The sequence below is a fragment of the Eikenella corrodens genome (assembly GCF_003990355.1).
GTDB lineage: Bacteria > Pseudomonadota > Gammaproteobacteria > Burkholderiales > Neisseriaceae > Eikenella > Eikenella corrodens_B.
Window position 1 is genome coordinate 2,290,963 of sequence record NZ_CP034670.1, and the last position, 22,907, is coordinate 2,313,869.

The window sequence follows — 22,907 nt, forward strand, 5'->3', positions numbered from 1 at the left end:
CCCTCACATGACCACCCATTTAGGTTTTCCGCCGGAAACTGTTGCCGTTTTCGTTGTCCTCTCCGTGGGCGCGATTGCCATCGATCTGTTTGCCCACCGCAGCGACAAGCCCATGTCGCTCAAAAGCGCCGCGCTGTGGTCGGTGTTTTGGATTGCGGTATCGCTGGCATTCGGCGGCTATTTGTGGTTCCACCACGGCAGCGAGACGGCCAGCCTGTTTTTCACCGGTTATGCGCTGGAAAAAGTGCTGTCGGTGGACAACCTATTCGTGATTATGGCCGTGTTTTCCTGGTTTAAAATCCCGGAGGCCTACCGCCACCGCGTGCTGTATTGGGGCATCATCGGCGCGATTGTGTTCCGCATGGTGTTCGTGGCTATCGGCACCGGCCTGATGGCGCTGGGGCCTTATGTAGAGCTCGTGTTTGCCGCGGTGGTGGGCTGGACGGGCATCATGATGCTGCGCCGCGATGAAGAGGAAGAAGCCAATGAAGACTACTCCGAACACCTGGCCTACCGCTGGGTGCACCGTTTCTTCCCGGTATGGCCGCGCCTCCACGGGCACAATTTCTTCCTGCGCAGCCACGGGCTCACCGAAGCCTGCCGCCAAAATCCCGACGTGCACCTCGAGCCGGCCGGCGAAGACCTGAAACACCCGGAGCAGAACCTCCCGCAGCCGGTGAAAAAAGGCGCACTGGTGGCCACGCCGCTGTTTTTGTGTTTGGCCATTATCGAGATTTCCGACGTGATGTTTGCCTTCGACAGCGTGCCGGCGGTGATTGCCGTATCCAAAGAGCCGCTGATTGTGTACAGTGCCATGATGTTCGCCATCCTCGGCCTGCGCACCATGTATTTCGTACTCGAAGCCCTGCGCGGCTATTTGGTGCACCTGGAAAAAGCCGTGGTGGCGCTGCTGTTCTTTATCGCGGCGAAGCTGGCGCTTTCCGCCTCCGCGCACCTGTTCCAACACGGCTACGAAATTTCGCCCAACGCCTCGCTGGCAGTGGTGCTGGCGGTGCTGGCCTTGGGCGTGGCCGCCTCTTTCGTGTTCCCGGAAAAAAGCAAAACAGACGAGCCAGACAAACAGCCGTAAACATCAAACACAGCGGCCCACCGCAAACAAATTTTCAGGTAGCCTCTCTTGCGTGTAGAGGCTACCTGAAAACATTCACCCGATTATCAAATGATCACCGTCCAAGCATGCAACCATGCCGAATATCGGCAAACCATCCTCTTCCGGCTATAGTGGATTAACAAAAATCAGGACAAGGCGGCGAGCCGCAGACAGTACACACGTTACGGCAAGGCGAGCCAACGCCATACTGGTTTTTGTTAATTCACTATAAAATCTCAAAATGTTTCATCACTGATGCCTAGTACGAAATAGGCTACCTGAAAATTTCAGGTAGCCTTTTTGGTGGCGTGTTTTAACGATAACCATCCCAATTGCAACGTTCCATAGGAGGAATTTCACACAACTGAACACCGCTCTGTGTGATGAGCATTCTTGGAAATGCGCAGAATTTGTCTATAAACCGCTTTTGAAATTCTGGGCGCAGAATAATTCGGCTGGAGCCCAGTATGTTGCTGTCATTTGCAATCATGATAGATTGCCCATTCTCTGCAATCAGTCTAATCGCACAATCGCTTAGTAAATAGCCAATATCTTCCGAAGCCTGCCATGCATAAAGTTCAATTTGCCTCACGCTATCCAGGATAAATGGCTGTTCTAACTTAATAAACAAAGTTGAGCCTTTTATATCCTTTGCTGCCAATATTTTGCAATCGCGTGTATAAAAATCGCGCCAATATAATTCTTGCAAATCGCCCCAATCCGTTGCAATGAGCACATATTGATTTTGGCATGGGAACAGCCAGCTATTGCCAGACAGTTGATCCGACATGTAGAAATCGTCTTGGGGTTCAGTTTCATCGAAGGGGTAGAGCAAAGGAGTATGGTGCTCAATGATTCGATGTGTATAAATCTCAACCACAGGCAGCCCAAGCAGATGGCGTAATGCTTCGATAGAAGGTGTGTCAGTTAAAATCTCAAAATGTTTCATCACTGATGCCTAGTGCGAAATAGGCTACCTGAAATTTTCAGGTAGCCTTTATTCATGCCGTCAGCCTTACGCCTTGGGCAGGGTAACGCCGGTTTGCCCCATGTATTTACCTTTGCGGTCTTTGTAGGATGTTTCGCAGATTTCATCGCTTTCAAAAAACAGCACCTGCGCCACGCCTTCGCCGGCATAGATTTTGGCGGGCAGCGGCGTGGTGTTGGAAAATTCCAGCGTTACATAGCCTTCCCATTCCGGCTCGAACGGGGTTACGTTCACGATGATGCCGCAGCGCGCATAAGTAGATTTGCCCAGGCACACGGTAAGCACGTTGCGCGGGATGCGGAAATATTCCACCGTGCGTGCCAGCGCGAAGGAGTTCGGCGGGATGATGCAGCAGTCGTCTTCCACGGTCACGAAGTTTTTCGGGTCAAAGTTTTTGGGATCGACGATGGTGCTGTTGATGTTGGTGAAGATTTTGAATTCGTTGGCGCAACGGATGTCGTAGCCGTAGCTGGACGTGCCGTAGGAAATGATGCGGCGGCCGTCGTGTTCTTTGATTTGGTTGGGCTCAAACGGCTCAATCATGCCGTGCTGTTCGGCCATGCGGCGTATCCATTTGTCGGATTTGATGCTCATGGTGTTTGTCCTGGGTTGGTTTAGAGGGAGGCTACCTGAAAATCTCCATTTATTCTTTCAGGCAGCCAAAGGCTGTGTTGGTAGGGAAGGGGGTTTGTTTTTATTGCCAAGGCGAAGTGCTTCTGCCACGTCCATTCAAAATATCCCGCAGGATTTCGGGATCGCCGGCAAGCGGTTTGCCAACCGTTTGACAGGCAATGGCGGTGCTAACCAAATAAATAGAAGTATTTGGCTGTTTGTATAATTCGGGCAGGTTAATAGTTTCCTCCCCATCTGTGGCGGTAAAGTTGCGCACTAGCTGCCCACGTCCAAAATGTTGGCTATGTACCCGCATACCATATGCCCGCCCCTGCCCGGTTTGGCAGTTTATTTCTACGGTCATCACGATTGACTGCCCTTTAATTGAGGGGTAGCCCGGCTGATCTGTAATGATATTAGTAACCAGCGGATAGGTGATTGTGTTCGGTTTGCCGGGCACAGAAGTAATGCCTTGCACACCCCAATATAACGGGTTTGCCCGTTGTACGATTTTGATAAAGCCCGGTTCGTCAGTTTCTCCTTGGGCATGCAGGCTGCCTGAGAGTAGCAGTAAGGCTAACAATATCCTGTTCTTCATATTTAATCTCTTTGCGGAAGATGTGTTGGATTTTCAGGTAGCCCACTCAATGCAGGCTACCTAAAAATTATTGCCTATGGCGAACCCGGTTTGCAGCTTGTTCGCGTTCGATAATATCTTGAATATTTTGGAGCACATCAGGTGTACCACCAAGCGGCTTCCCTACTGTGGAACAGGCCACAACAGCAGCCAGCAGATAGGTAGTAATAGCTGGTTGGCTGTGCAAATTGGGCAAGCTGGCATCTCGCTCCCACTGTAAACCAGTAAAATCATGTGTCAGCCTGCCCCGGCCGAAATGCTCGCTATACATTTTCATACCATATGTCTTACCCTGTCCTGTACGACAGTTCATCTCCATTGTAACCACCACGGAAGAGCCTTTAGCTAGGCTGAAGCCGGGAATATCCGCTGTGATGTTGGAAATTAACGGATAAGTAACCACATCTGGTTTCTCCGGTATTTCCGTCACCCCGATAGTGCTTATATACACGGGGTTATCCCCCTCTTTTATCTGTTCGAAACCGGGCTGGTGGTTGGGTTGCCCTTGGGCATACAGGCTACCTGAAAACAGCAGTAAAGCCAGTAAAGCACTTTTCCACATCATCTTCTTTCCTTTTTATGTTTCCTACTGTTTTCAGGTAGCCTTTGTTTGGGAGACGCAGGCTACCTGGAAAACCGGCGTTTACTCCTGCCAGCCGCCCAGAAGCGACACCAATTCCTGCAGCAGGGCGGAGAGTGCTTCGGCCATCAGGATTTGCGAGGCAAAGGCCAGGCTGGCGGCATCGTCGCCGTGGCTTTCGGCTTCTTCCTGCAATACATCAAGATATTGGATGCGTTTGAGCGTGAAATCCTGGGTGAGTACAAAGGCAATCTGCTCGCGCCATACCAGGCCGAGCTGGGTAACGGTTTTGCCGGTTTTCACGTGCTGTACCACTTCGTCGGCGGTCAAATCCTGTTTCGACACGCGCACGGTGGGCGCGGCATCGCCCGTGCCTTTGAGTTCGCACATATCATCCAACTCAAAACCGCCGCCGCAAGCACCTTGCAGCAGCCATTCGGTCATCAGCGAAGAGGGCGATTGTTTGGTGTTCGGCAGTTTGGCTTCGAGCCCGCCCAAGGCTTCACGCAGCTTGGCCAGCAGATTTTCCGCACGGGTGGCCGAGGCTTGGTTTACCAGCAGGAAGCCGCTGCGCGTGTCGCACACGGCCTGCGTTCTGCTGCTGCGGGTAAAGGCGCGGGGCAACAGGTCGTCCGTAATCTGTTCTTTGAGCTCCTGCTTTTCTTTACGCCCCACGGTGCGCGCTTCAGCTTCTTGGATTTCGGCGATTTTATCGTCCAAAATCTCGCGGATTACGCCAGCGGGCAGCACTTTTTCGGATTTTTTCAGCGCCACGCTCCAGGTGAAATCGGCGGGGAACACCAATTCCGGCGAAAACCCTTCCGGCGGGGCAAAGCCTTCGCCAAACCAGTCCAAACCCTGCGGCGGGGCAAATTCGGCCTCTTGCAATTTGGCGGACAGGGTTTCCAAATCCGGCAGTTTGTCTTTGTTGAGGGGGTAAAAGCTAACTTGTTTAAACCACATTTTGCTTGTTGTTTCCGTCTGTTTCAAAGCGCGGCATTATACCGCCAATCCGGCCGGTTTGCCGTTCCTACTAAAACTTCCCGCGCAGGCTTGCTTTTGCCAAAGGCTACCTGAAAGCGTGAACTTCAATAAGCGAACCCAGGCTGTACAAATTGAAGGCATCGCGGCTGCACGGCTCAAGCGCCTGCCTCTGCCTAGAGGCAAATTCAAAACCGCCCGCGCCCACCGCCGCTTGACAGCGCACGTTGCATCGGTATAATGCGCGCTCTTTCCCGCACGCGCCCATCGTCTAGAGGCCTAGGACACTGCCCTTTCACGGCGGCAACCGGGGTTCGAATCCCCGTGGGCGTGCCAGATTTCAAATAAACCCTTACTGAGCAACAGTACGGGTTTATTATTTTATTTTCTAAAATCAGAGGATTACCATTAATCCTTTTCTATTAACTTTTATTTACAATTAGTTTTGAGTAGTTCGTTTTCTGTTCAATTTTGGCTATGATTGCATTAGATTTGCATTACCGATTGCATTAGGTGGTTAAATAAAATATCCCCAATTTTTGGTTATACTGCAAATACTTTCTTTAATTTTCTCGAAAGGACTTAATCATGGCTTCAATCAGTAAAAAAACAAATGGTATGTGGTTTGCCCAAGTACGTCATCGCGCTACTGACGGTCTGCCTGCAATCAATCGTTCAGCCTCCTTCCCACGTAAAGTCGAAGCAGAAGCATGGGCAAACAAAATTGAGACTGATTGGCGTACCATGCGTTTTGGCGGTTGCCCCAATATTCTTTTTGCCGAAGTATTGCTACGTTATCAAAAAGAAGTTTCAGTGAAAAAGCGTGGTTATCGATATGAGGCCAATCTGCTCGATAGAATCTTAACGTTGCCATTGGCAGATGTTCGTTTACCGAATTTATCTGAAATGCATTTCCGGCAGTGGGCAGATCAAAGGCTGAAGGAAGTAAAATCATCTTCAGTACGTAGAGAATGGAATGTACTGTCTAATGTTTTAACGTATGCCAGCACAGAATGGCGGCTTATTCCTGAAAATTTCATGCTGCGCCTGGAGAAACCGGCAGGGGCACCTGCTAGGACACAGCGCATTTCTAATCAAGCTGCTAAACAAATTGCCTATGCTGCCAATTACAGCTTGATGTGTACACCAGATACCGCGACACAACGTGTGGCAGCCGCGTTCTACTTTGCATTGGAAACCGCAATGCGAGCAGGGGAGATTTGCTCTCTCTCCTGGGATAATGTTTTTCTTAAGGAGAACTATGTTCACCTACCGAGAACCAAAAACGGACATCCACGTGATGTGCCACTTAGCCAAAGGGCCAAAATCATTATTAGGCAAATGCAGCAAGTCAAAAAGAATAATCAGGTTTTTAATCTAACCAGATCATCACTGGATGCCCTATTCCGAAAATTGAAACAACGTAGCCTTCTCCAGGATACAATTCGTTTCCATGATTCAAGACGCGAAGCCTTAACACGTTTGGCCAAAATATATAACGTGATGGACTTAGCAAAAATTAGCGGGCATCGTGATACCCGTATTCTGCTGAATACTTATTATTCTCCAACAGCGAAAGAGTTAGCAGCTAAAATGCATGCATCCAATTAATTTGAACAGCGTACGAAAAGACAGCCCGAAGCAATTCTGGCTGTCTTTATATTATTCAAAGCATTAATGTCGATTTAAACTGCGAATATAGCGAATGACATCTCCAGCGATCCAGCGCCGCTCTTCACGTTTACGTATTTTACCATCGACCTGGCGTATGGCTTTGGGAAATTCGGGATGACTGATAATACGCTTATACACATGGTCATAGCTACAATCAAACAGCAGAGCCACATCTTGTGTATTCAGCAGCAAACTGGATTGCTCCGTTAAATGGATCAATACTAAACAGCGCTCCGTTGTAGGATGGACAGTCATACAATCGTTATAGACGTAATTCATGGTAATCCTTTCATACGATCAATAGGAGTGGTTGATTTACCGTTGGAATAAGCAACAATGTCAGGTACGTATCTATTGCCTATATCGGTACCAACTATATTAGCAGTAAAAAACCCTAAAATTTTTTTCAGCCCATCCTCAAAGGAGGATGAATATCGGCAGACCATATGGCGGTTTGAAACTTGGAAAAGCCCTTGTTCACTGAATGGATAACAGGTCACTTTGGATTGGCGTAGCTGGTTATCCCTATAAAAAGTACGATGGGCACAAGTGTATTCATGTAATGGAACTAGGTCCTGTTAATGCTGAGCGCAGCATGGTTTTTAATATAAATTAAAAATGACATTAAATATCAATGGATTGATATTTTTGAAGTGATTTATGCCCGAGACCTTGGCAAAACTCACTAACTGGAGAACCCGGTCAGGCACACTTCCCCATCTGCTGGACCTAATCAAGCACCAATTAAGCGGACAAGGTTCCAATATCCTGTGCGCCGATGTAGGTATCGCTGGCGTTATCCGGACCTGGTTTATCGGTGGCTGACAAAATCAGATCAGCGTATTAGTACAAATGGAATCCGTACCGAAGTCACTGCCGGCAACAACTGTGATGCATGTCGGGTTAAAGTCACTTTAAGGTGTTTACTCACAGCATATCCGCACCGATGCAGAAAGTCATACCGGCGGGCAAAGGGCAGATTGCCGAGACCAAGTCCGCAATCAAAAGGGGTGTTGAGGCAGACAGCTTTGCTTGGCTGAAAGATGATTGCAAGGACCTGGTTCTTTTACTCACTAAAAGATAAAACCTAAGCAAGAGGTGATGATGCATACCAACGACCGGCAGCACTCCCCTAAAGACCGGAGAGTACCTGGGTCCGTTGTAGATGCTTCCGTCGTTGATACTGTTTTCATTACCCGCAATATTCGTTTTGATTCAACGATATAGTAAATTATTTAATATTATCAATTAAGTATCTTGCATTTGTGCCTACCGATATCTTTGAGTATGCAGAATAACGGCTCCATCCAGCCTTCAGGCAGCAGCCGGAAGTATCAACAACACGGTTGATTTTGATCTGATGACGCAGAAAAAAAATGAGGGATGGCAAACCATCCCTCTTGTCGCTTTAATTACGTTACCTGGTTCACACCATCAAAAACGGCAGCCCGTCTTTGATTTGCTGCCGCCCCGCCGGGCTGTCGGGCTTAAACTCTTCCTGATAATAGCCGATGGTGTTGCTCACCGTCGGAATGCCGTATTCGTTGGCGTAATGCACGGGCAGGTGTTGGTGGGCATGGCCGTGGATGCAGGCTGCAAGCTTTTCAGGTAGCCCGATTTCCGCATCCGCTGCCCATCTCGCAGGCAGTACCGTGCCGTAGCCCAGGTCGGCATCGCCGAACAGGCGGCTGGTCGGGTGGTGGGTGAACAGGATGTTTTGCACGCCGGACGGGCTGGCACGCAGCGTTTCTTCGATAAAGCACACGCTTTGATAATGTGCCGCCAGCACGTCGCGATACAGCAGTTTGGCGTAACGATTGCCGCGTTTGACCTTGATGTAGCGGTAATCACTCAATCTTTGTGCCACCGCATATTCGTCCCCATGCGCCACCTGATACCAAAACGGTGCGCCGATAATCTGCACGCGCCCGTTGTCGAGCATGGCGCACTGATTGTGCAGGATGCTCATGTGCGCTTTCAGCATCGGGCCCGTCCAAAGCCGCCTGAATCCGTCCAACCACCTTGTGCAGGGCATCGCCGTAGTATTCGTGGTTGCCCATCACGTAAAACACTTTATCAAAGCCGTTGTCGGCTATCACGCTTTCCAGGAACGGCACGAAATAGTGGAACTTCCCGGCCTCGGTCAAATCGCCGGCAATCATCAGCAGATTGTGTTGCGTTGCAGGCTGCTTATTGCAGCGGAACAGGGGGAGGTAGATTTCGTCCGGTACATCGGTTTGCAGCAGCCCGCGTTTGTCGAACAGCCATTCCAGGTGGATATCGGAGATGTAGTTGAGTTGGACGGTGCGGGCTGTCGGCATGGTATAAGTTTCCTAATTGAATGATGGATGAGCGTGAACCATCAACGCCGATACTCGGCGCCAATCGTGTCAAACGGTTTCAGACGGAATGATACAATACCGGCGAACCGTTTCCCATCTCTCGTTGCAGGCTACCTGAAACCGTATCCCCATGAAAATCCAGCTCCTTTCCGACACCCACGGCAGCCCCTATACCCTTCATCCCGAAGCTGATGTGATTGCCCACGCCGGCGATTTCGGCAACGGCTTGGCCGCCATGCGGCAGTTTCAGGCAGCCTGCAACGAGGCGGGCAAGCCCTATGTTTTTGTATTGGGCAATCATGATTATTATCATGAAAACATAAGCGATGTACACCTGCAATTGCGCGACGAACCTTGTCTGCGCGCGGGCAAAACCGTGCAAATCAACGGCCGGACCTTTGTCGGCGGCACGCTGTTCAGCAATTTCAGGCAGCACCAAGTCAGCGCCGGACAGTTTGAGCAAAACTGCCATCTGGCACAGGTTTCCGTGGCCGATTTCGCCTATATTTTTGATTACCTGCCCGACAGCCAAAACGAGCGGCGCATCACGCCCGAGGACTATGTCCGTCTGTATAACGAAGAATGGGCATGGATACGGCGGTTTCGCGGCGCGGCCGACACCGTCGTCCTGACCCACTTCCCGCCGAATGCAGCCTGCACCGCCCCGCAGTTTGCCGAATCGCCGCTCAATCCCTATTTCATCAACGATGTCGATTTGACCGGCTTTGCCTACTGGTTTGCCGGGCACACGCACACAGCGATGATGCCAATATTCAAGGCTGCCGCGTGGTCATCAATCCTTTGGGTTATCCCAACGAAATCGGGCGCAACGGTTATCGGGACGGGTGTTTGATTGAGGTGTAGCGCTTACTCGGAGGAATTTCAGGTAGCCTAAGCAGGCGGGGCTGCCGCATAACATATCCGTACATTGTGTAAGGATTCAGTTCAATTTAAGATTTAAACTTAAATTGAACTGTATTTATATCACATATCGCCCGCAGCCTATATTTGAGGCTACCTGAAAACGATGTCTTGGCGCAGCCGAGGCTGAGTTTCTGGGAAGCTAAAAACTACCCCTCAAAGAACATGCCGTGCCCAATATCCCCGCCAGCCCCATCCCATCCGAACATCCCCACGACTGCGTCCTCTCCCCCCCTGCATGCTGCTGCCGATGTGGCTGTGGCGGTAGGTGGTGCGCTCGCCGTCGCCTTTGCCATTACTGCCGCTACCGGTGTTGCCGGCAGCTTTGGGGACGGTCCTGATGTTGACGCGGCCGTGGCTGCTCTGCTCGGCGGAATTGGCGGCGAGCTTGGTGTCGGTCGCTGTGGTGGGTAAGAAAACAAGTAGCGGCTACCTGAAAATTTCAGGTAGCCTTTGGGGTTGCAAACAGGGTTGAAGTAGCTGGTTGTTAAAGAACGGTTAGGCTGAAGGACGAGACAAAGGGGATTTTTCAGGTAGCCTAATGCTATTTTCTATCCTATTATCTTCACTAGATCATTTATCCAATCCATCGTGCCACATAGGCGTACCCCTGCGGCGCATACACCTATCATACACAGGAGTAAATAGAGACCTATCTTTTTCATGTACCGCTTCAGACCAGCAAATAGGGTGGTTCTTCTCACGTAGGGCCTTTGTAGCAGGAGATTCAGCAGCATAATAAGCATTCTCTCTTTGTATACTTCGCTGTATAGCAGCGCTTGTTGCATAATGCCCATTCCACCAATCAGACATGCTGCAAGCACTGAGCAACAGACTGGATACCAATATTATCTTCATGGAATAAATTGAATGCTTTTGCATGATATCTACTTCAATTTTCTAACCTGGCCATTCTGGTGTTCCCAATCTGCGCATACAATTATCATAGGCGGCATCTGCATCTTTGTATTTTGCATTACAAATCTGCTGATTATGTCTACGTAACTCTCGTTGCTCCGGTGATTCGGCAGCATAATAAGCTACCTGCTCATTATAAGCATCAGTCAATGCAGCTCTTGTTGCATAATGCCCATTCCACCAATCAGACATACTGCAAGCACTAAGCAGTAGACTGGATATCAATATTATCACCAGAGAATTAATTGAACGGTTTTGCATGATATTTCCTTCCTTGGAATTCAAAATAGTCTGTTCCATTAATCCGTATTTTGATTGCTTGAGGAAGTTTTACCCCTTCTATTTTATCTAAAGTTCTTGGATCATATGCGCTTACGTTACCGAAACGATCAATAGCGTATAAGTTGCCATCTGCTCCATGCGTAAGAACTTTAGATAGCGAGATGGATTGATAAAACTCTATTTACCGCCCTAACTAAGATTACTTATCCAATCCATCGTGCCAAACAGGCGTTCCTAAGCGGCGCATACACCTGTTATAACCAGTTTCTTTATCACAAATTAAGCGATTTTTTCTACGTAACTCTCGTTGTTCCGGCGATTCGGCGGCATAGTAGGCTGATTCTTTTCTCATAGAATCAATAAATGCAGCTCTTGTTGCATAATGCCCATTCCACCAATCAGACATACTGCAAGCACTGAGCAGCAGACTGGATATCACTATTATTGCCAGAGAATTAATTGAATGGTTTTGCATGATATCTCCTTCCTTGGAATTCAAAATAGTCTGTTCCATTAATCCGTATTTTGGTTGCTTGAGGAAGTTTTACCCCTTCTATTTTATCTAAAGTTCTTGGATCGTATGCGCTTACGTTACCAAAACGATCAATAGTGTATAAGTTGCCATCTGCTCCCTGCGTAAAAATTTTAGGTAGAGTTGGATTAATATACCTACCAGATCCATCTAGCGTATTTAGAGTTTCAACAGTATCATCTACTTTTCTAAACTCTGGATTAACAATGGCTTTACCTGTTCTAGCATCCAAAATATCTTGACCATTTGCATCTTTTAAGTTTCTTTCTATCGTCTCCCAACCATTATAACTACTATGGTTATAGCATTTACCAAAAGGCAAACCTACGCATGTCCCGGCAGTTGTGGGATTGGCACCAACTCCGCCGCCCACAAAATCGGTATTATTACTGGCCAGGAACAAGGTGGTTGCCACACCATTGCTGTCTTGATAGCCGTTTTCGCGCAATTGGCGTAAAAAGCGTACTCCGTTGGCTGCCGGCCCGTGGAATTTGACGCTTTCCAGCGGGATATTTCTTACCCCCAATATGTTGTTGGTGTATTGCAGGCTGACACTTTCTGTGAGCGTACCCCGGCTGTGGTCGCTACCACGGATTTTGGTGTTGGTTTGGCTTGCCAGCAGATTAAGCTGCACGTTTGTCTTCTGTGCGTTGGTCAGAGGCAGGTGAGCACCCGTCATTTCGTTGATTTTGTCGTAACCGGCATAGAAGACGACTTCGCTTAGGCCGGGGACAACGCCGGCAGAAGGGTTGTTTACCACCACATAGAGTGTGCCGTTCTGTGCTGCCCGGGGATTGTGTAGGACAGCGTTTCGGAAGGCCTGCTCTTTATTGTTGTAAATGCCGGGATTCTTGCGGACGATGGTGCCGCCTGTCATGATGCTTCTCGGATCGAAGATTTGGGTGGCAACGCCATCAAATGGAACTTTTTCGTTGGCCTCCTCGGTTATCAGACTACCATCATGTTTGGCTGCGCCCTCTAGAGTGTTGTAAATGTCGCGGCAGAAATATTGCAGGTTCGGCCCTGTGCATTCAACCCGGTAAATCTGCCCGGCGGTGATGTGGGTGGCGGCATTCTTGGCGTATTGGGCATGCTGGGCGGTTACCTGTGCGGCGGCCACGTCGGGCTTGCCTGCCCAAAGAATGCCTAAGGCTGTATCCAAATATGAAGCGTTGCGTTCCAGTTTGGCAGCCTCGGCTTCCAGTACTCGGGATTCTGCAGTTTCCACCCCGTTGTTTTGGGCGCGGATTTCCATTGCCCGAATGTATTTGTCGGTGGCACGGTTGATGATGGCTTGGCGGATACCCAGCCGGGTTTGTTGATCGAATTGCTGCATGACGCTCTGCTGCAAGACCAGTTCTTTTTCCACCCGCTCGCGGTCAAAGCCGTTTTTCAGGTAGCCTGCGGTGGCATCGGCGGTCTCGCTGCGCCGATCGGTGTAGATGCCTGCCGCAGCCTGTTGTACGCTCTGGCCGCTGCGGCGCTGCTGTTCGGCGGCGTCGGTAATCTGAATGTTTCTCGTGCCGATGCCGCTTCGGGTGGTGCTGCTTTGGCTGTCCTGTTCTTTGCCGAAGCCGAAGCCTTGGCTGAAGCGGCCGCCCCTGCCTTGGGTGCTGCTGCTTTGGCTGTCCTGCTCTTTGCCGAAGCCGAAGCCTTGGCTGAAGCGGCCGCCCCTGCCTTGGGTGATGCCGTTGGCGTCGCTCTGCCCTTAGGCGGCCCAGCGGATGTTGCCGCTGTCGCCGATTTCCTGTTTGCCTTTGCCGTTGATGCCGCCGCTCATGCCGAAGTCGAAGCTCTTGCCGCTGTAGCGGCTGTGGTTGGCCAGGTCGCTTTGGCCGAGGCTGCCGGTTTGGAAACGGTTGCGGCCGTTCTGTTCGGCGCTTTGGCTGGAAACGATGAGGCCGCCGTTGAGCTCGGTATGGCGGGATACGGCTACCTGAAAGCCGTCGTCGCCGGCATACAGGCCGGATTGTTCGCTGGCGCTGAGGTGGTCGGCGTCGATTTTGCTTTGGCTGTATTCGGCGTTGCCGGAGAAGCCGTAATGGAAAGGATATTTGATACCTTGCACTGCCGCTAAGACCGCATTGATATCACTACGGGTTGAACGCAGTATCCGTTGCTGTTCTGTTGAGTGTGCTTGAAGCAGAGAGACCTGCGTACTGTGTCCATGAGTTCACCCCTTAGCGCCATCTGAACCCTGTCAAAAACGCTCTGTAGCTGCGAAAGAGCATGTTCTGGTTTCAGCAGTGGTTCGGACGTGCCTTTGTCGGTCAGCTTGCCTAACTGGAAAGAGCGGTTCTGTTTTTAGTCGGGTTAGCGTATCTGTAAGCATCATCAGCTACTTCCTGTTATGCTCGCTGATCGCTTAATGCTGTTAACTCTTCACGCACCTTTTGTACCGCCGGAGAATCTACCGTGTTATGCAGCCCGATCCCTATTGTTGATTATCTGCCCAACAGCTAGGATGAGCGGCACATCACATCCGAGGACTATGTCCGCCTGTATAACGAGGAGTGTATATAGCGGCTGTTTCGCGGTGAGGCCTACGGCATCATTGCTACACAAAATAAGATGTATTGCACAAAAATCTAGTTTAATCTAAGATTCAGTCTTAAATTAAACTAGATTTTATTATGTATTACCCACGTCACCTGCAATCCGTCCTGCAAAAGCTGTCCGCCCAATTCCCCGCCGTGTTGCTGACCGGTGCGCGGCAGGTCGGTAAATCTACGCTGCTTCAGCACATTGCGCCAGAATACGGATACCTTACCTTAGATGATCCCTTGCTGCTCGACCAAGCCAAAAACGAGCCGCAACTGTTTTTATTGAACCACACGCCGCCGCTGATTGTGGACGAAGTCCAATACGCCCCCGAGCTGTTCCCCCTGGTGAAAATGGATATAGACCGGCGCAAGCAGAACGGCCTGTACCTGCTGTCCGGTTCGCAGGCTTTTGAGTTGATGCAAAACGTCAGCGAAAGCCTGGCCGGGCGTATTGCGGTATTGAAATTAAACGGATTGTCGTGGCGCGAAATGCGCGGCGATGATTTTCAGGCGGCCTTTGTGCCGGACGAAGGCTACTTGGCCGACCGAAACCCTGTATCCAGGTTACCCGAACACGAAAATATCTGGCAGATTATCCACCGCGGCGATATGCCGCGCTTATACGAGCAGCCCGAGACCGACTGGCAGGTTTACTATGCCTCGTATGTCGCCACCTATATCGAACGCGACGTGCGCCAATTGGTCAATGTAGGCAGCAGCGGCGATTTCACACGGTTTATGATTGCTGTTGCCGCACGCAGCGGGGAGCTATTGAATTACAGCAGCGTGGCCCAGGAAACCGGCGTATCGGTGGATACCGTCAAGCGTTGGCTCACCGTGCTGCAAACATCGGGCATCGTCTATCTGCTGCAACCCTACGGCAACAACCACCTCAAACGCGCCATCAAAACCCCGAAAGTCTATATGTTGAATACGGGTCTGATGGCCTACCTGACCAAATGGCTGACGCCGGAAACCATTCAAAACGGAGCCAAGAGCGGGCAGTTTTTTGAAACTTTTGTCGTGGGTGAAATCATCAAATCCTTCCACAACCAAGGCCAGGAACCACCGATTTATTTTTACCGCGATACTAATCAAAAAGAAATCGACCTACTGATCGAACATCAGCAGATGCTGTACCCCGTTGAAATCAAAGCCACCGCCAATCCCAATAAAAAAATGGCCGCCGCTTTCAACCTGCTGCGCAACACGCTGCCGGCAAACGAATTGGGCATCGCCCACGGCACGATCATCAACCAGTACCCGCAAAAAATCTGGTTGGCAGAGAATTTGGTTGCCGTGCCTGCGGCCTATGTTTGAGGCTACCTGAAACTATTTTCGAGCTAACGCTGTATCCTTCTTTTTACGACACTCTCGGCGGAGACTTCCTCATTTTCTGTTGTTGAGCCGATGAAATAATCTTGGTCGTAGCGGTAAAACAGTTCATCCAGAATCCGTATCGGGTTGGTCATGCGGTCATCTCGCAGGTGTAACAGATCCCGTTCGCGCAGGACGTACAGCTCATGCCCTTTGGCCATGCGGAAATATTGCCATAAACTCATTACCTGCAAAGGCGGAAGACCATCATCTTCGGCATCACTGACATACAGCCCGTATAGCTGCAACATGGTGGTCAAGGCCATCATCGCTTTATTATTGTCCGAACCGGAATATTGTCTCCATTGTGCCAGCTTAGCTTTGGCAATTCGCGGAATGACGCGCACATACTCGATGTTTTTTTCGGGGTGTGCGGTGGTTTTGGGTGCCAGTGCTTCAGGCAAACCGGATCCGGGCAATACTGTCTGCCAAGCTTCACCCCAAACCGGTTTTTGTTTCGCCTGCGCGTATTCTTCCAGCCGGATATATATGTCTATAGCCATGCGGACGGCTTCTTCAAATGAATAATCCCAAGTCCGTTCATCAGTTTGCACGGCTATGCCCGCAGCGGGATCGTATTGCTGTAGTCGTTCTGTTGCTTCCAGTTGGCAGGCACTTGCCCACATGTTTACCACGCGGTACAAAGTTAGGGGTAGCCGTAAGGCCAAATCTTCCCATTCTTCAATTTCTTCTGCTGGATTTTCAGGTAGCCCGACCGGATAAAACACGGCGGGGAAAAAACGTCCTCCGTATGCACGCTGGCTGAAAACAACTTGCGGCCTGTTGCCCAAACGTACTTCGATCTTACCCAGCTGTGATTCTGGTGCTGCCAGGATGTTGAAAGCGTCTGCTATTTCCTGCCCATCAAGATCGTAGAATACAAAGCCGGTATGCTGCAAAAATAATACGATCGCAAAATTGATAAACACACTGGAACTGACATTGTAGCCGCTCATGCGCCGCCAGCAGGTTAGTGCCGCCCCCATTTCCTGCTTCAAGTTTTCATTGGAAAAACGGCAGGTAAAACGGAAATTGTTCCAGCCGTTGATGACGGGTGCTTCTATAAAATTAAATGTATTGTCATAAAATTGGTACTGCTCAGCCGTTTTGGCGATGGCAGCCTCCACGGCCCAGGTGATACAGTCGTTCATGGTAATGGCCAAGCCATCTGGATTGTATACGCCAAGCAGATCGGCCGCCTTCTGCAGGCAGACCCTCAGGATCTCGTTTAACAGGATCTGCTCACTCCACTCTTCCTCCATGGTGGCAGCTGCCTTCTCGGCCTTCGCTGCCTTGCGCATTTTTCGGGCAGACCAAGCTGCCAAATGCGCTGAGTCAAATACAACTAATTCTTTCTCTGATTCTTTTTGTTCAATCATTTTCCAAGAGTCATCTACGGATAACAGAACTGATTCTACTGTAAGTATCTGTACTAAACAAAATCATCTAGTAGGATTTGTAGAATCCCGCCAATAACACTCATAAATTAAACTTGAAAAACATTAATTGACAAACTAAAGCATTTTTGATATTTTCTCTGAAGTAATTCTTAGATGAACTTATTTACAGATTATTTAAGGAGCCTCCATGGCCTTCTCTAACGATATCCGGGTTGACACCATTGTGGCCACCCATGAAGAAACGCAGGAGATGTTTGCACCAGCTGAATCGAATGCATTGAATCATCATGGTTCTGATGGTTCTGGTCGGAGCAACCGCCGAGGAATCGAAGATCAGCCAGCTGATCCCTTTCCAACAATCTGCTTGGTGGATGAGGAGCAACAACCGTCTCTGCGGCAGTTGATCACGCGATGTGGCCAACAAAAGGGCGTCTTTGCCCATAAAGCCATGTTGCAAAAATTGGTAAAGCCCAAGAAGTTGGTTTTATTTAAAAATATTGAGTATGTACTGGCGAAATTGAATTCGTTGGCACAGAAAATGCCGAATTTCAAAGAAGTGATTTTGGATGTGCAGGCACAAGTCGTGCTGCAGGGAAGGATAGGGCAAGCCTTGGCCTGCCAGCCGATGATATTGGTTGGCGATCCGGGAACGGGCAAAAGTCATTTTGTCAGCGAGTTGGCTGTGGCTTTGGGTTTGCCCCTCTTCGAGAAATCGTTTGAAAACGTGACCACCGGTGCGGCCTTAAGCGGGACGAGCAGCAAATGGGCCAACGGCGCACCAGGTGCGGTGGTGCAGAGAATGTCGGATAGCGATACTGCCAATTTCCTGTTTTTTATTGATGAAATCGAAAAAGCTGTGAAAGACGAGCGCTATCCTTCCCCTTTAAATGTACTGCACTCGCTATGGGAATCGGAAACTGCCCGAAAATTTCACGATGATTTCCTAGAACTGCCGATTAATGCTGCTTATATCAACTGGATCACGGCAGCGAACAGTTTGAACCGCATTCCGGCCAGTATCCTGTCTCGGGCAACCGTCTATCACATCGCGTTGCCGACAACGGAACAAATGCACCGGATGATTGATGGTTTTTATGCCTCCTACCGTGCCGAATACCGGATGGAATACTGCACCCCGGCTAAACTGAATGACGAAGTGATCCGTGCTTTGGCAAAAGAGTCGCCACGTGATGCCAAAAAAAAGCTGGGCTTGGCTCTGGCCCGGGCGTTCTTGGCCAACAGGCAATATGCCGAAATTAGGTTGCATCATCATCTGCCGTTGCTATATGGCAATGTGTCACAGACAGAGGATGAATGCGTATCCATTACCGGCCTGCTCCATTAAGGAGGCGCTACATCATCATAGGCGGATGTTGCTCTTCCAGTTTGGCACAGAACTCTTCCAGTACAAGGCTGGGGTTCAGCTCCAGTGCTTGGCAGTATCTCACAAACTCGGCAATGTCTAAGCGCCGCTCACCCGTTTCAACCTTCCCGATAAACGACAAAATGACCCCCATGCGTTCTGCCAACATTTTTTGGGTCAAATTCAGCTCCAAACGGCGGCCGACTAAGGTTTGCCGCAGCCATGCCATTTCGGGGGAATAAAGGGAGGGACGCATTCTTTTCATAAGAAAATCATAGTGCATTGCTCAATATTCCCAAATTTGGGATAATAGGATAATGCAGGTTGTTAACCTATATCTTTGAACTTGAGCCTCCCCTTCAGGCTACCTGATAACTGTGTGATTTTTTACGGGAGAACGTTTGATGAAGAAGTGGATATGCCTATTACCTTTAGTGAGCTTGTTGACCGCGTGCGGTGGCGAGCCGAGCAATAGCGACATTAAAGGAGCGCTGGCGAAAACATTGGCGGCACAGATGAATATTTATTCGACGGCAGATCAGATGACGGGCGGTGACACCAATCTGTCCGAAATCGCGGAAAAGATACAAAGCAATCTGTCTGTCAGCAAAGCAGGAAGCTGCGCTAAGGCCGACACGGAAAGAAAGCGCTTTGAGTGCCCGATCAGCTACGAAATCGGCGAATATGAAATCAATGGAATGAAAATACCTGCCAATACCGGTTCAACTACTATTGTGCTGGTACGCACCGATTCAGGCTGGACAGCATATTAAACACTGCCAACCGTTTTTTTCCTTTTTAATCTTTCCACAAGGAGCACATAGTCATGACGACTGAAAGCCAAAATAATGCACCCAGTACAACCACATCCAACACCGGCATCAGCAAACGCTTGGTAGCGGCTTTACTGGCCATATTTTTGGGTTGCTTGGGTGCACATAAGTTTTATTTGGGTATCAATAAGGTAGGTTTGATCTATCTGCTGGTCAGCGTACTGGGATCTTTTTTGTTAATCCCGATACTCGTGATCAGCGTGTTAAGCCTGATTGACGGCATCAAATACCTGATGTGTAGCGATGAAGAATTTGAATGCGTGTACGTACAAGGTAAAAAGGCTTGGTTTTAATCCTTAACCCTTAATCCAACGTTTACGCTACCTGAAAATCATCAGGTAGCCTAAATACCGGTTACTATTTCTTTTAACTCACTTTTTCTTCGAAAAGGGAAGCAAGGATGAAAAAATTAGTTTGTATTGCTATGTTGACTGTATCATTAGTCGCTTGCTCTAAAAAGGATGCTAATAATAGCAATTTTCAGGAAGCTATCCAGAAAGGCTTTGACGAAGGTAGGGCAAACCACAGCGCAGGAAAATGTTTAACCATCAATGCACTGAGAGGAATGCCGCTAGGTATTAGTTTTGATGAGGACAGCCAAAAGATTTCTATTGGCGACAGTCCTTATGATGTTGCCCAAGAACGTATTGACATTTTAACTGATGCTGGTTTGATTGACCCGGAATCTAATGATGGGCATACCTTTAAGGTAAGTGAAATGGGGAAACCATTTTTGCGCAAGGTCCTCAACAATAGATATACAGCTTTTTGTACAGGTAGATACACCATCAAGGTTGAATCATTCAGCGAGCCAGTCAACGATGGCAAACGCACGTATTCAGAGGTTGCTTACACTGCGACGCTCGGCGACCAGGCTCCGTGGTTCAATAATCAAAAAGTTCAAACAGCTATGTCTAGAATAAAGGCACCGCAGTATGCTACTGTTTATCTAACCGATAATGGTTGGGTTATGGAAGATAACAGCGATACTTTTCTTAGTAAAACAGATATTCGACCAGAACCGGGATTATACAATATATATTGATGCCGAAAAGTTGTAGAAATCAACAGTGTTGTTTACACTTTCAGCTTTTTCTTGAACAGCCGATTCAGCAGATATTTGATATTATCAAGGATATCAATCAGCACGAAAAAAATCTCTATGTTTTTGATAATGGAGGAAAAGTGTAAACAATACGACGTTTTCCAATATGTGTAGCCTTTATCTTAGATATTCAAGCTATCACTGTCATGAAGCTCGAGTAAGATATGATGCGGATGCTGAACAAAAGCTTTATATCTTGCCGCTTGATCAAGCCAAAAACGATCTGCAAATAAGTTTAAGCAACTGCCGATTTCCATTCATCATATAACTATCCACATATGAAAAAAGCCCTTATTGCTGTCATTATTGTACATATTATATTCTTGATTTTTATTCTTAAATTTAATTTTTGGTTGTTTGATAGTATGAGCCGGACGTTTACTCCCCTCTCTTTGGCTGCTTTGGAGTTGTATGGCAAAATCTTATCTGGTATGGGCATTTCATGGTGGTTAATGAGGTGGGGCATGAACCGTAACGTTAAAGAGGTTTATCAACACCCTATTATTGTAAGCATTATAATCATGCTGTATATCTTGATATTGAGTGTGGTTGCTATTCCGATTGCGTCATTTGCCCAAAATATGCTAATCAAACAAATTGTCCGTTCTTCCACTTACGAAGACAGGGCGGACGCGCTATGGTCATTTGCTGCTACAACTACAATGGTCTACCCCCATATTGAAGGTACGAAAACGGAATTCTCCACTTGGACAAAGTTTAAATACCTGTTTCAGCATGACACCATTCAACCCATTTCAGGTAGTGAACCGGATTACATAGTTTTTGAGTATCTTCCTCAAAAACAGAAACATAGTGTATTACTCCGACATGCACAATCATGCCGTAATGGAATAGGGATTAGCTCAGATTATAATCCTGTAGATACTGCTTTTTTCCCGTTTGTATCCTATAAAATCAAACTCGGTGAAGCCCAAATAAAGCCAGTTCTGTCTGATTATTTACAATGTTTGACCCACAATAATAATTTCTTCCTATATCAATATAACTCAGGGATTTTGTCTCCTATAACGGATAGACTAAGAAAAGCTTTTTATGAATATCAAAATGCCAGCCGGAAATACGGTAATGCCGTTAGACATAGTAACAGAGCCAAGCAAAAATGGCTTGATAGTATGAGCGAAAAACTGGGATTTCGAGCCAGCCTGCTGCCAGGTCTGTCGTCAGAAGAGTTTTTCAGCATCCTGATATTGTTAAATATCACCAATTAAATGCGAAAGGGATCCCGCTTTATGCTCCTGATACTTACACGGCCACACAGGCAGAACAGGCGGAATTGGCCGGATATTTTCTAGAGATATTAACGACCAAGGCAGAGGAATTGCACACCAAACCGCAAGGTATGTCGGCAGAGAAAGATGAATTGGGTCGAGACTATTACCGCTTTATCATGATCCCGTTTATCAGTTTAATCGCATCTGTATTTTTCATTGGCATTAACATTGGGTTTATCGTGATAGAAATATGCCGCTACTGGTTTGATGAAAAGCAGCTTAAAAAGATACAGTTTGGATTATTCACGTTATTCATCGTCCTACCTTTCATCGTGGGTGAGCGTCATTTTGAAATGGAAGGTATCAGTGGCATCATCGTAAACTGGGGCTATTTCTACCAAAACATACTTGCCGCTGTTTTTCAGGTAGCCTAATCTGCCTCCATCCGAGGAGTCCTATCATGCGCGAAGATAAAATCATCTTATCCCAAGGATTGTCGGGCTTTAGCAATAAACTGGACAGTAAAAGCACTGCTGCACAAGCCGTTACCGCCTCCACACCAATCCCCAGCATTCAATCCGTGCATTTCCACGATTGCGCCACATCCCCCTGCAAGCTCACCGACTGGACCTTCACGCGCTACCACACGCCCGGCAAATCCGAGTATGCCGTGGTGTACGGCACGGTCGCCCAAGACGGTTCGGGGCGCTTTGCCGCAGGCAGCCGAATCCGCACCTCGCCCGTTACCCGATGGGCGGCACCGCTGGCCCATACGCACAACTCGGTGTATTGCCTGCCTGAAGGTGCAGGCTGCTTTTGCGACCTGCCTGCAACCTTGCAGCCTGCCATAGACAGTTTGGGTATCGAACCTGCCGAAGCGGCCGTTATCCTGCAAAACGCCTTCATGCAGCCTGCACATGCCTTACCTGAAACCGCTTGTTTCGGCGTTCCGGTAATGCGGCCGGCAGGACGGGGCGATTGTCCGGTCGTCATGGAGCGCCACATCGCCGAATTGCCGTTCTACCCGTTTTGGCGGGACAGCAGCATCGGTTCGGCCCAAAGCCTGATAGACGGACAAGCCGCCGTTTTTCTGCACGATTGGAACGCATTCTGCCGCCGGTTTGTTCGTACCGGTAAACACCGCGGCCAAACCGGCCACACAGGCGACAAATCCGCAGACGGCCAATACAGCTATTTCGGCCTGCCGATTGTGCATACGCCAGAACAGGATAATGCTCCTGCCATATCGGAAGCCGACATCGCCAAACTACCGTTTTACACCTATTGGCACACCGCCTGCGCTGCCGATATACATCCGTTAGCAGACGGCACGTACGTTGTGCCCCTTGCCGATTGGGAAGCCTTCTGCCGACGGTTGGTATTGACCGACAGATAGGGCGGGTAAATGGTAAACAGTGCTAGTGGTTTCTGCATTTTAGTTATTCATTGGACGCTAACATATAAATCAATAGTGCT

At 48.8% G+C, this 22,907-nt stretch carries 24 protein-coding genes and 1 tRNA gene; 12 read left to right on the top strand and 13 right to left on the bottom strand.

Annotated elements, in window-relative coordinates:
• Window positions 1–7 precede the first annotated feature (7 nt).
• Entirely contained in the window at window positions 8–1,090 is a 1,083-nt protein-coding gene (locus tag ELB75_RS11630; protein WP_126984033.1) for a TerC/Alx family metal homeostasis membrane protein, read from the top strand.
• 334 nt (window positions 1,091–1,424) lie between these two features.
• Here ELB75_RS11630 and ELB75_RS11635 read toward each other — a convergent pair whose 3' ends face one another.
• The 5 genes from ELB75_RS11635 to ELB75_RS11655 form a co-directional block, all read right to left on the bottom strand.
• On the bottom strand, window positions 1,425–2,060 hold the full coding sequence (locus tag ELB75_RS11635; protein WP_126984034.1) for a hypothetical protein: 636 nt from the start codon (window positions 2,058–2,060) through the stop codon (window positions 1,425–1,427).
• A 66-nt stretch (window positions 2,061–2,126) separates the two neighbouring features.
• A complete protein-coding gene (gene dcd, locus ELB75_RS11640) occupies window positions 2,127–2,693 on the bottom strand; it encodes a dCTP deaminase (protein WP_126984035.1) in 567 nt (188 codons plus the stop codon).
• A 100-nt stretch (window positions 2,694–2,793) separates the two neighbouring features.
• Entirely contained in the window at window positions 2,794–3,309 is a 516-nt protein-coding gene (locus ELB75_RS11645; protein ID WP_126984036.1) for a surface-adhesin E family protein, read from the bottom strand.
• 67 nt (window positions 3,310–3,376) lie between these two features.
• Window positions 3,377–3,913, bottom strand: coding sequence for a surface-adhesin E family protein (locus ELB75_RS11650; RefSeq protein ID WP_064088927.1), 537 nt, complete (start codon window positions 3,911–3,913; stop codon window positions 3,377–3,379).
• A 78-nt stretch (window positions 3,914–3,991) separates the two neighbouring features.
• The gene (locus ELB75_RS11655; protein ID WP_126984037.1) at window positions 3,992–4,891 is read right to left on the bottom strand and encodes a recombination-associated protein RdgC; all 900 of its coding nucleotides are present in this window, start codon (window positions 4,889–4,891) and stop codon (window positions 3,992–3,994) included.
• A 278-nt stretch (window positions 4,892–5,169) separates the two neighbouring features.
• Here ELB75_RS11655 and ELB75_RS11660 point away from each other — a divergent pair.
• Window positions 5,170–5,245: transfer RNA gene (locus tag ELB75_RS11660), tRNA-Glu, on the top strand.
• A gap of 252 nt (window positions 5,246–5,497) precedes the next feature.
• Complete coding sequence (locus tag ELB75_RS11665; protein ID WP_126984038.1) at window positions 5,498–6,520, top strand: tyrosine-type recombinase/integrase; 1,023 nt, start codon at window positions 5,498–5,500, stop codon at window positions 6,518–6,520.
• Window positions 6,521–6,583: 63 nt separating this feature from the next.
• Here the strand turns inward: ELB75_RS11665 and ELB75_RS11670 are convergent, their stop codons facing one another.
• On the bottom strand, window positions 6,584–6,862 hold the full coding sequence (locus ELB75_RS11670) for a hypothetical protein (protein ID WP_126984039.1): 279 nt from the start codon (window positions 6,860–6,862) through the stop codon (window positions 6,584–6,586).
• A 1,568-nt stretch (window positions 6,863–8,430) separates the two neighbouring features.
• The gene (locus ELB75_RS12965; protein ID WP_241236084.1) at window positions 8,431–8,904 is read right to left on the bottom strand and encodes a metallophosphoesterase; all 474 of its coding nucleotides are present in this window, start codon (window positions 8,902–8,904) and stop codon (window positions 8,431–8,433) included.
• Between the two features lie 151 nt (window positions 8,905–9,055).
• On the opposite strand from ELB75_RS12965, the gene ELB75_RS11685 reads away from it, so the two are divergent.
• Complete coding sequence (locus tag ELB75_RS11685; RefSeq protein WP_241236085.1) at window positions 9,056–9,778, top strand: metallophosphoesterase; 723 nt, start codon at window positions 9,056–9,058, stop codon at window positions 9,776–9,778.
• Between the two features lie 968 nt (window positions 9,779–10,746).
• Here ELB75_RS11685 and ELB75_RS11690 read toward each other — a convergent pair.
• The 4 genes from ELB75_RS11690 to ELB75_RS11705 form a co-directional block, all read right to left on the bottom strand.
• Window positions 10,747–11,025: a hypothetical protein gene (locus tag ELB75_RS11690; protein WP_126984041.1), complete on the bottom strand. Its 279-nt coding sequence runs from the start codon at window positions 11,023–11,025 to the stop codon at window positions 10,747–10,749.
• Between the two features lie 220 nt (window positions 11,026–11,245).
• Window positions 11,246–11,521: a hypothetical protein gene (locus tag ELB75_RS11695; protein ID WP_126984042.1), complete on the bottom strand. Its 276-nt coding sequence runs from the start codon at window positions 11,519–11,521 to the stop codon at window positions 11,246–11,248.
• A complete protein-coding gene (locus ELB75_RS11700; RefSeq protein WP_126984043.1) occupies window positions 11,502–12,914 on the bottom strand; it encodes a hypothetical protein in 1,413 nt (470 codons plus the stop codon). Before ELB75_RS11700 ends, ELB75_RS11695 begins: the two co-directional genes overlap by 20 nt.
• Before the next feature lie 372 nt (window positions 12,915–13,286).
• Window positions 13,287–13,646: a hypothetical protein gene (locus ELB75_RS11705; protein WP_126984044.1), complete on the bottom strand. Its 360-nt coding sequence runs from the start codon at window positions 13,644–13,646 to the stop codon at window positions 13,287–13,289.
• A 565-nt stretch (window positions 13,647–14,211) separates the two neighbouring features.
• Here ELB75_RS11705 and ELB75_RS11710 point away from each other — a divergent pair.
• Window positions 14,212–15,441, top strand: coding sequence for an ATP-binding protein (locus ELB75_RS11710; RefSeq protein WP_126984045.1), 1,230 nt, complete (start codon window positions 14,212–14,214; stop codon window positions 15,439–15,441).
• A gap of 23 nt (window positions 15,442–15,464) precedes the next feature.
• Here ELB75_RS11710 and ELB75_RS11715 read toward each other — a convergent pair whose 3' ends face one another.
• Window positions 15,465–16,877 carry a hypothetical protein gene (locus ELB75_RS11715; protein WP_126984046.1) on the bottom strand — a complete coding sequence of 471 codons (1,413 nt, stop codon included), beginning with the start codon at window positions 16,875–16,877 and terminating at the stop codon, window positions 15,465–15,467.
• A 208-nt stretch (window positions 16,878–17,085) separates the two neighbouring features.
• Here ELB75_RS11715 and ELB75_RS11720 point away from each other — a divergent pair, with 208 nt between their 5' ends.
• On the top strand, window positions 17,086–18,243 hold the full coding sequence (locus ELB75_RS11720; protein ID WP_126984047.1) for an AAA family ATPase: 1,158 nt from the start codon (window positions 17,086–17,088) through the stop codon (window positions 18,241–18,243).
• Window positions 18,244–18,250: 7 nt separating this feature from the next.
• Here ELB75_RS11720 and ELB75_RS11725 read toward each other — a convergent pair whose 3' ends face one another.
• On the bottom strand, window positions 18,251–18,526 hold the full coding sequence (locus ELB75_RS11725; protein WP_035573502.1) for a helix-turn-helix domain-containing protein: 276 nt from the start codon (window positions 18,524–18,526) through the stop codon (window positions 18,251–18,253).
• A 139-nt stretch (window positions 18,527–18,665) separates the two neighbouring features.
• Here ELB75_RS11725 and ELB75_RS11730 point away from each other — a divergent pair, with 139 nt between their 5' ends.
• The 6 genes from ELB75_RS11730 (at window position 18,666) to ELB75_RS11755 (ending at window position 22,827) form a co-directional block, all read left to right on the top strand.
• Window positions 18,666–19,034 (top strand): hypothetical protein, encoded by a 369-nt coding sequence (locus ELB75_RS11730; protein WP_126984048.1) that lies wholly within the window; start codon window positions 18,666–18,668, stop codon window positions 19,032–19,034.
• 53 nt (window positions 19,035–19,087) lie between these two features.
• The gene (locus ELB75_RS11735; RefSeq protein WP_126984049.1) at window positions 19,088–19,387 is read left to right on the top strand and encodes a TM2 domain-containing protein; all 300 of its coding nucleotides are present in this window, start codon (window positions 19,088–19,090) and stop codon (window positions 19,385–19,387) included.
• A 107-nt stretch (window positions 19,388–19,494) separates the two neighbouring features.
• On the top strand, window positions 19,495–20,139 hold the full coding sequence (locus ELB75_RS11740; RefSeq protein ID WP_023887361.1) for a hypothetical protein: 645 nt from the start codon (window positions 19,495–19,497) through the stop codon (window positions 20,137–20,139).
• Window positions 20,140–20,477: 338 nt separating this feature from the next.
• Window positions 20,478–21,428 carry a hypothetical protein gene (locus tag ELB75_RS11745; protein ID WP_126984050.1) on the top strand — a complete coding sequence of 317 codons (951 nt, stop codon included), beginning with the start codon at window positions 20,478–20,480 and terminating at the stop codon, window positions 21,426–21,428.
• A 110-nt stretch (window positions 21,429–21,538) separates the two neighbouring features.
• Window positions 21,539–21,865, top strand: coding sequence for a hypothetical protein (locus ELB75_RS11750; RefSeq protein ID WP_126984051.1), 327 nt, complete (start codon window positions 21,539–21,541; stop codon window positions 21,863–21,865).
• Between the two features lie 26 nt (window positions 21,866–21,891).
• The gene (locus tag ELB75_RS11755) at window positions 21,892–22,827 is read left to right on the top strand and encodes a hypothetical protein (RefSeq protein WP_241236086.1); all 936 of its coding nucleotides are present in this window, start codon (window positions 21,892–21,894) and stop codon (window positions 22,825–22,827) included.
• Window positions 22,828–22,907: the final 80 nt, after the last annotated feature.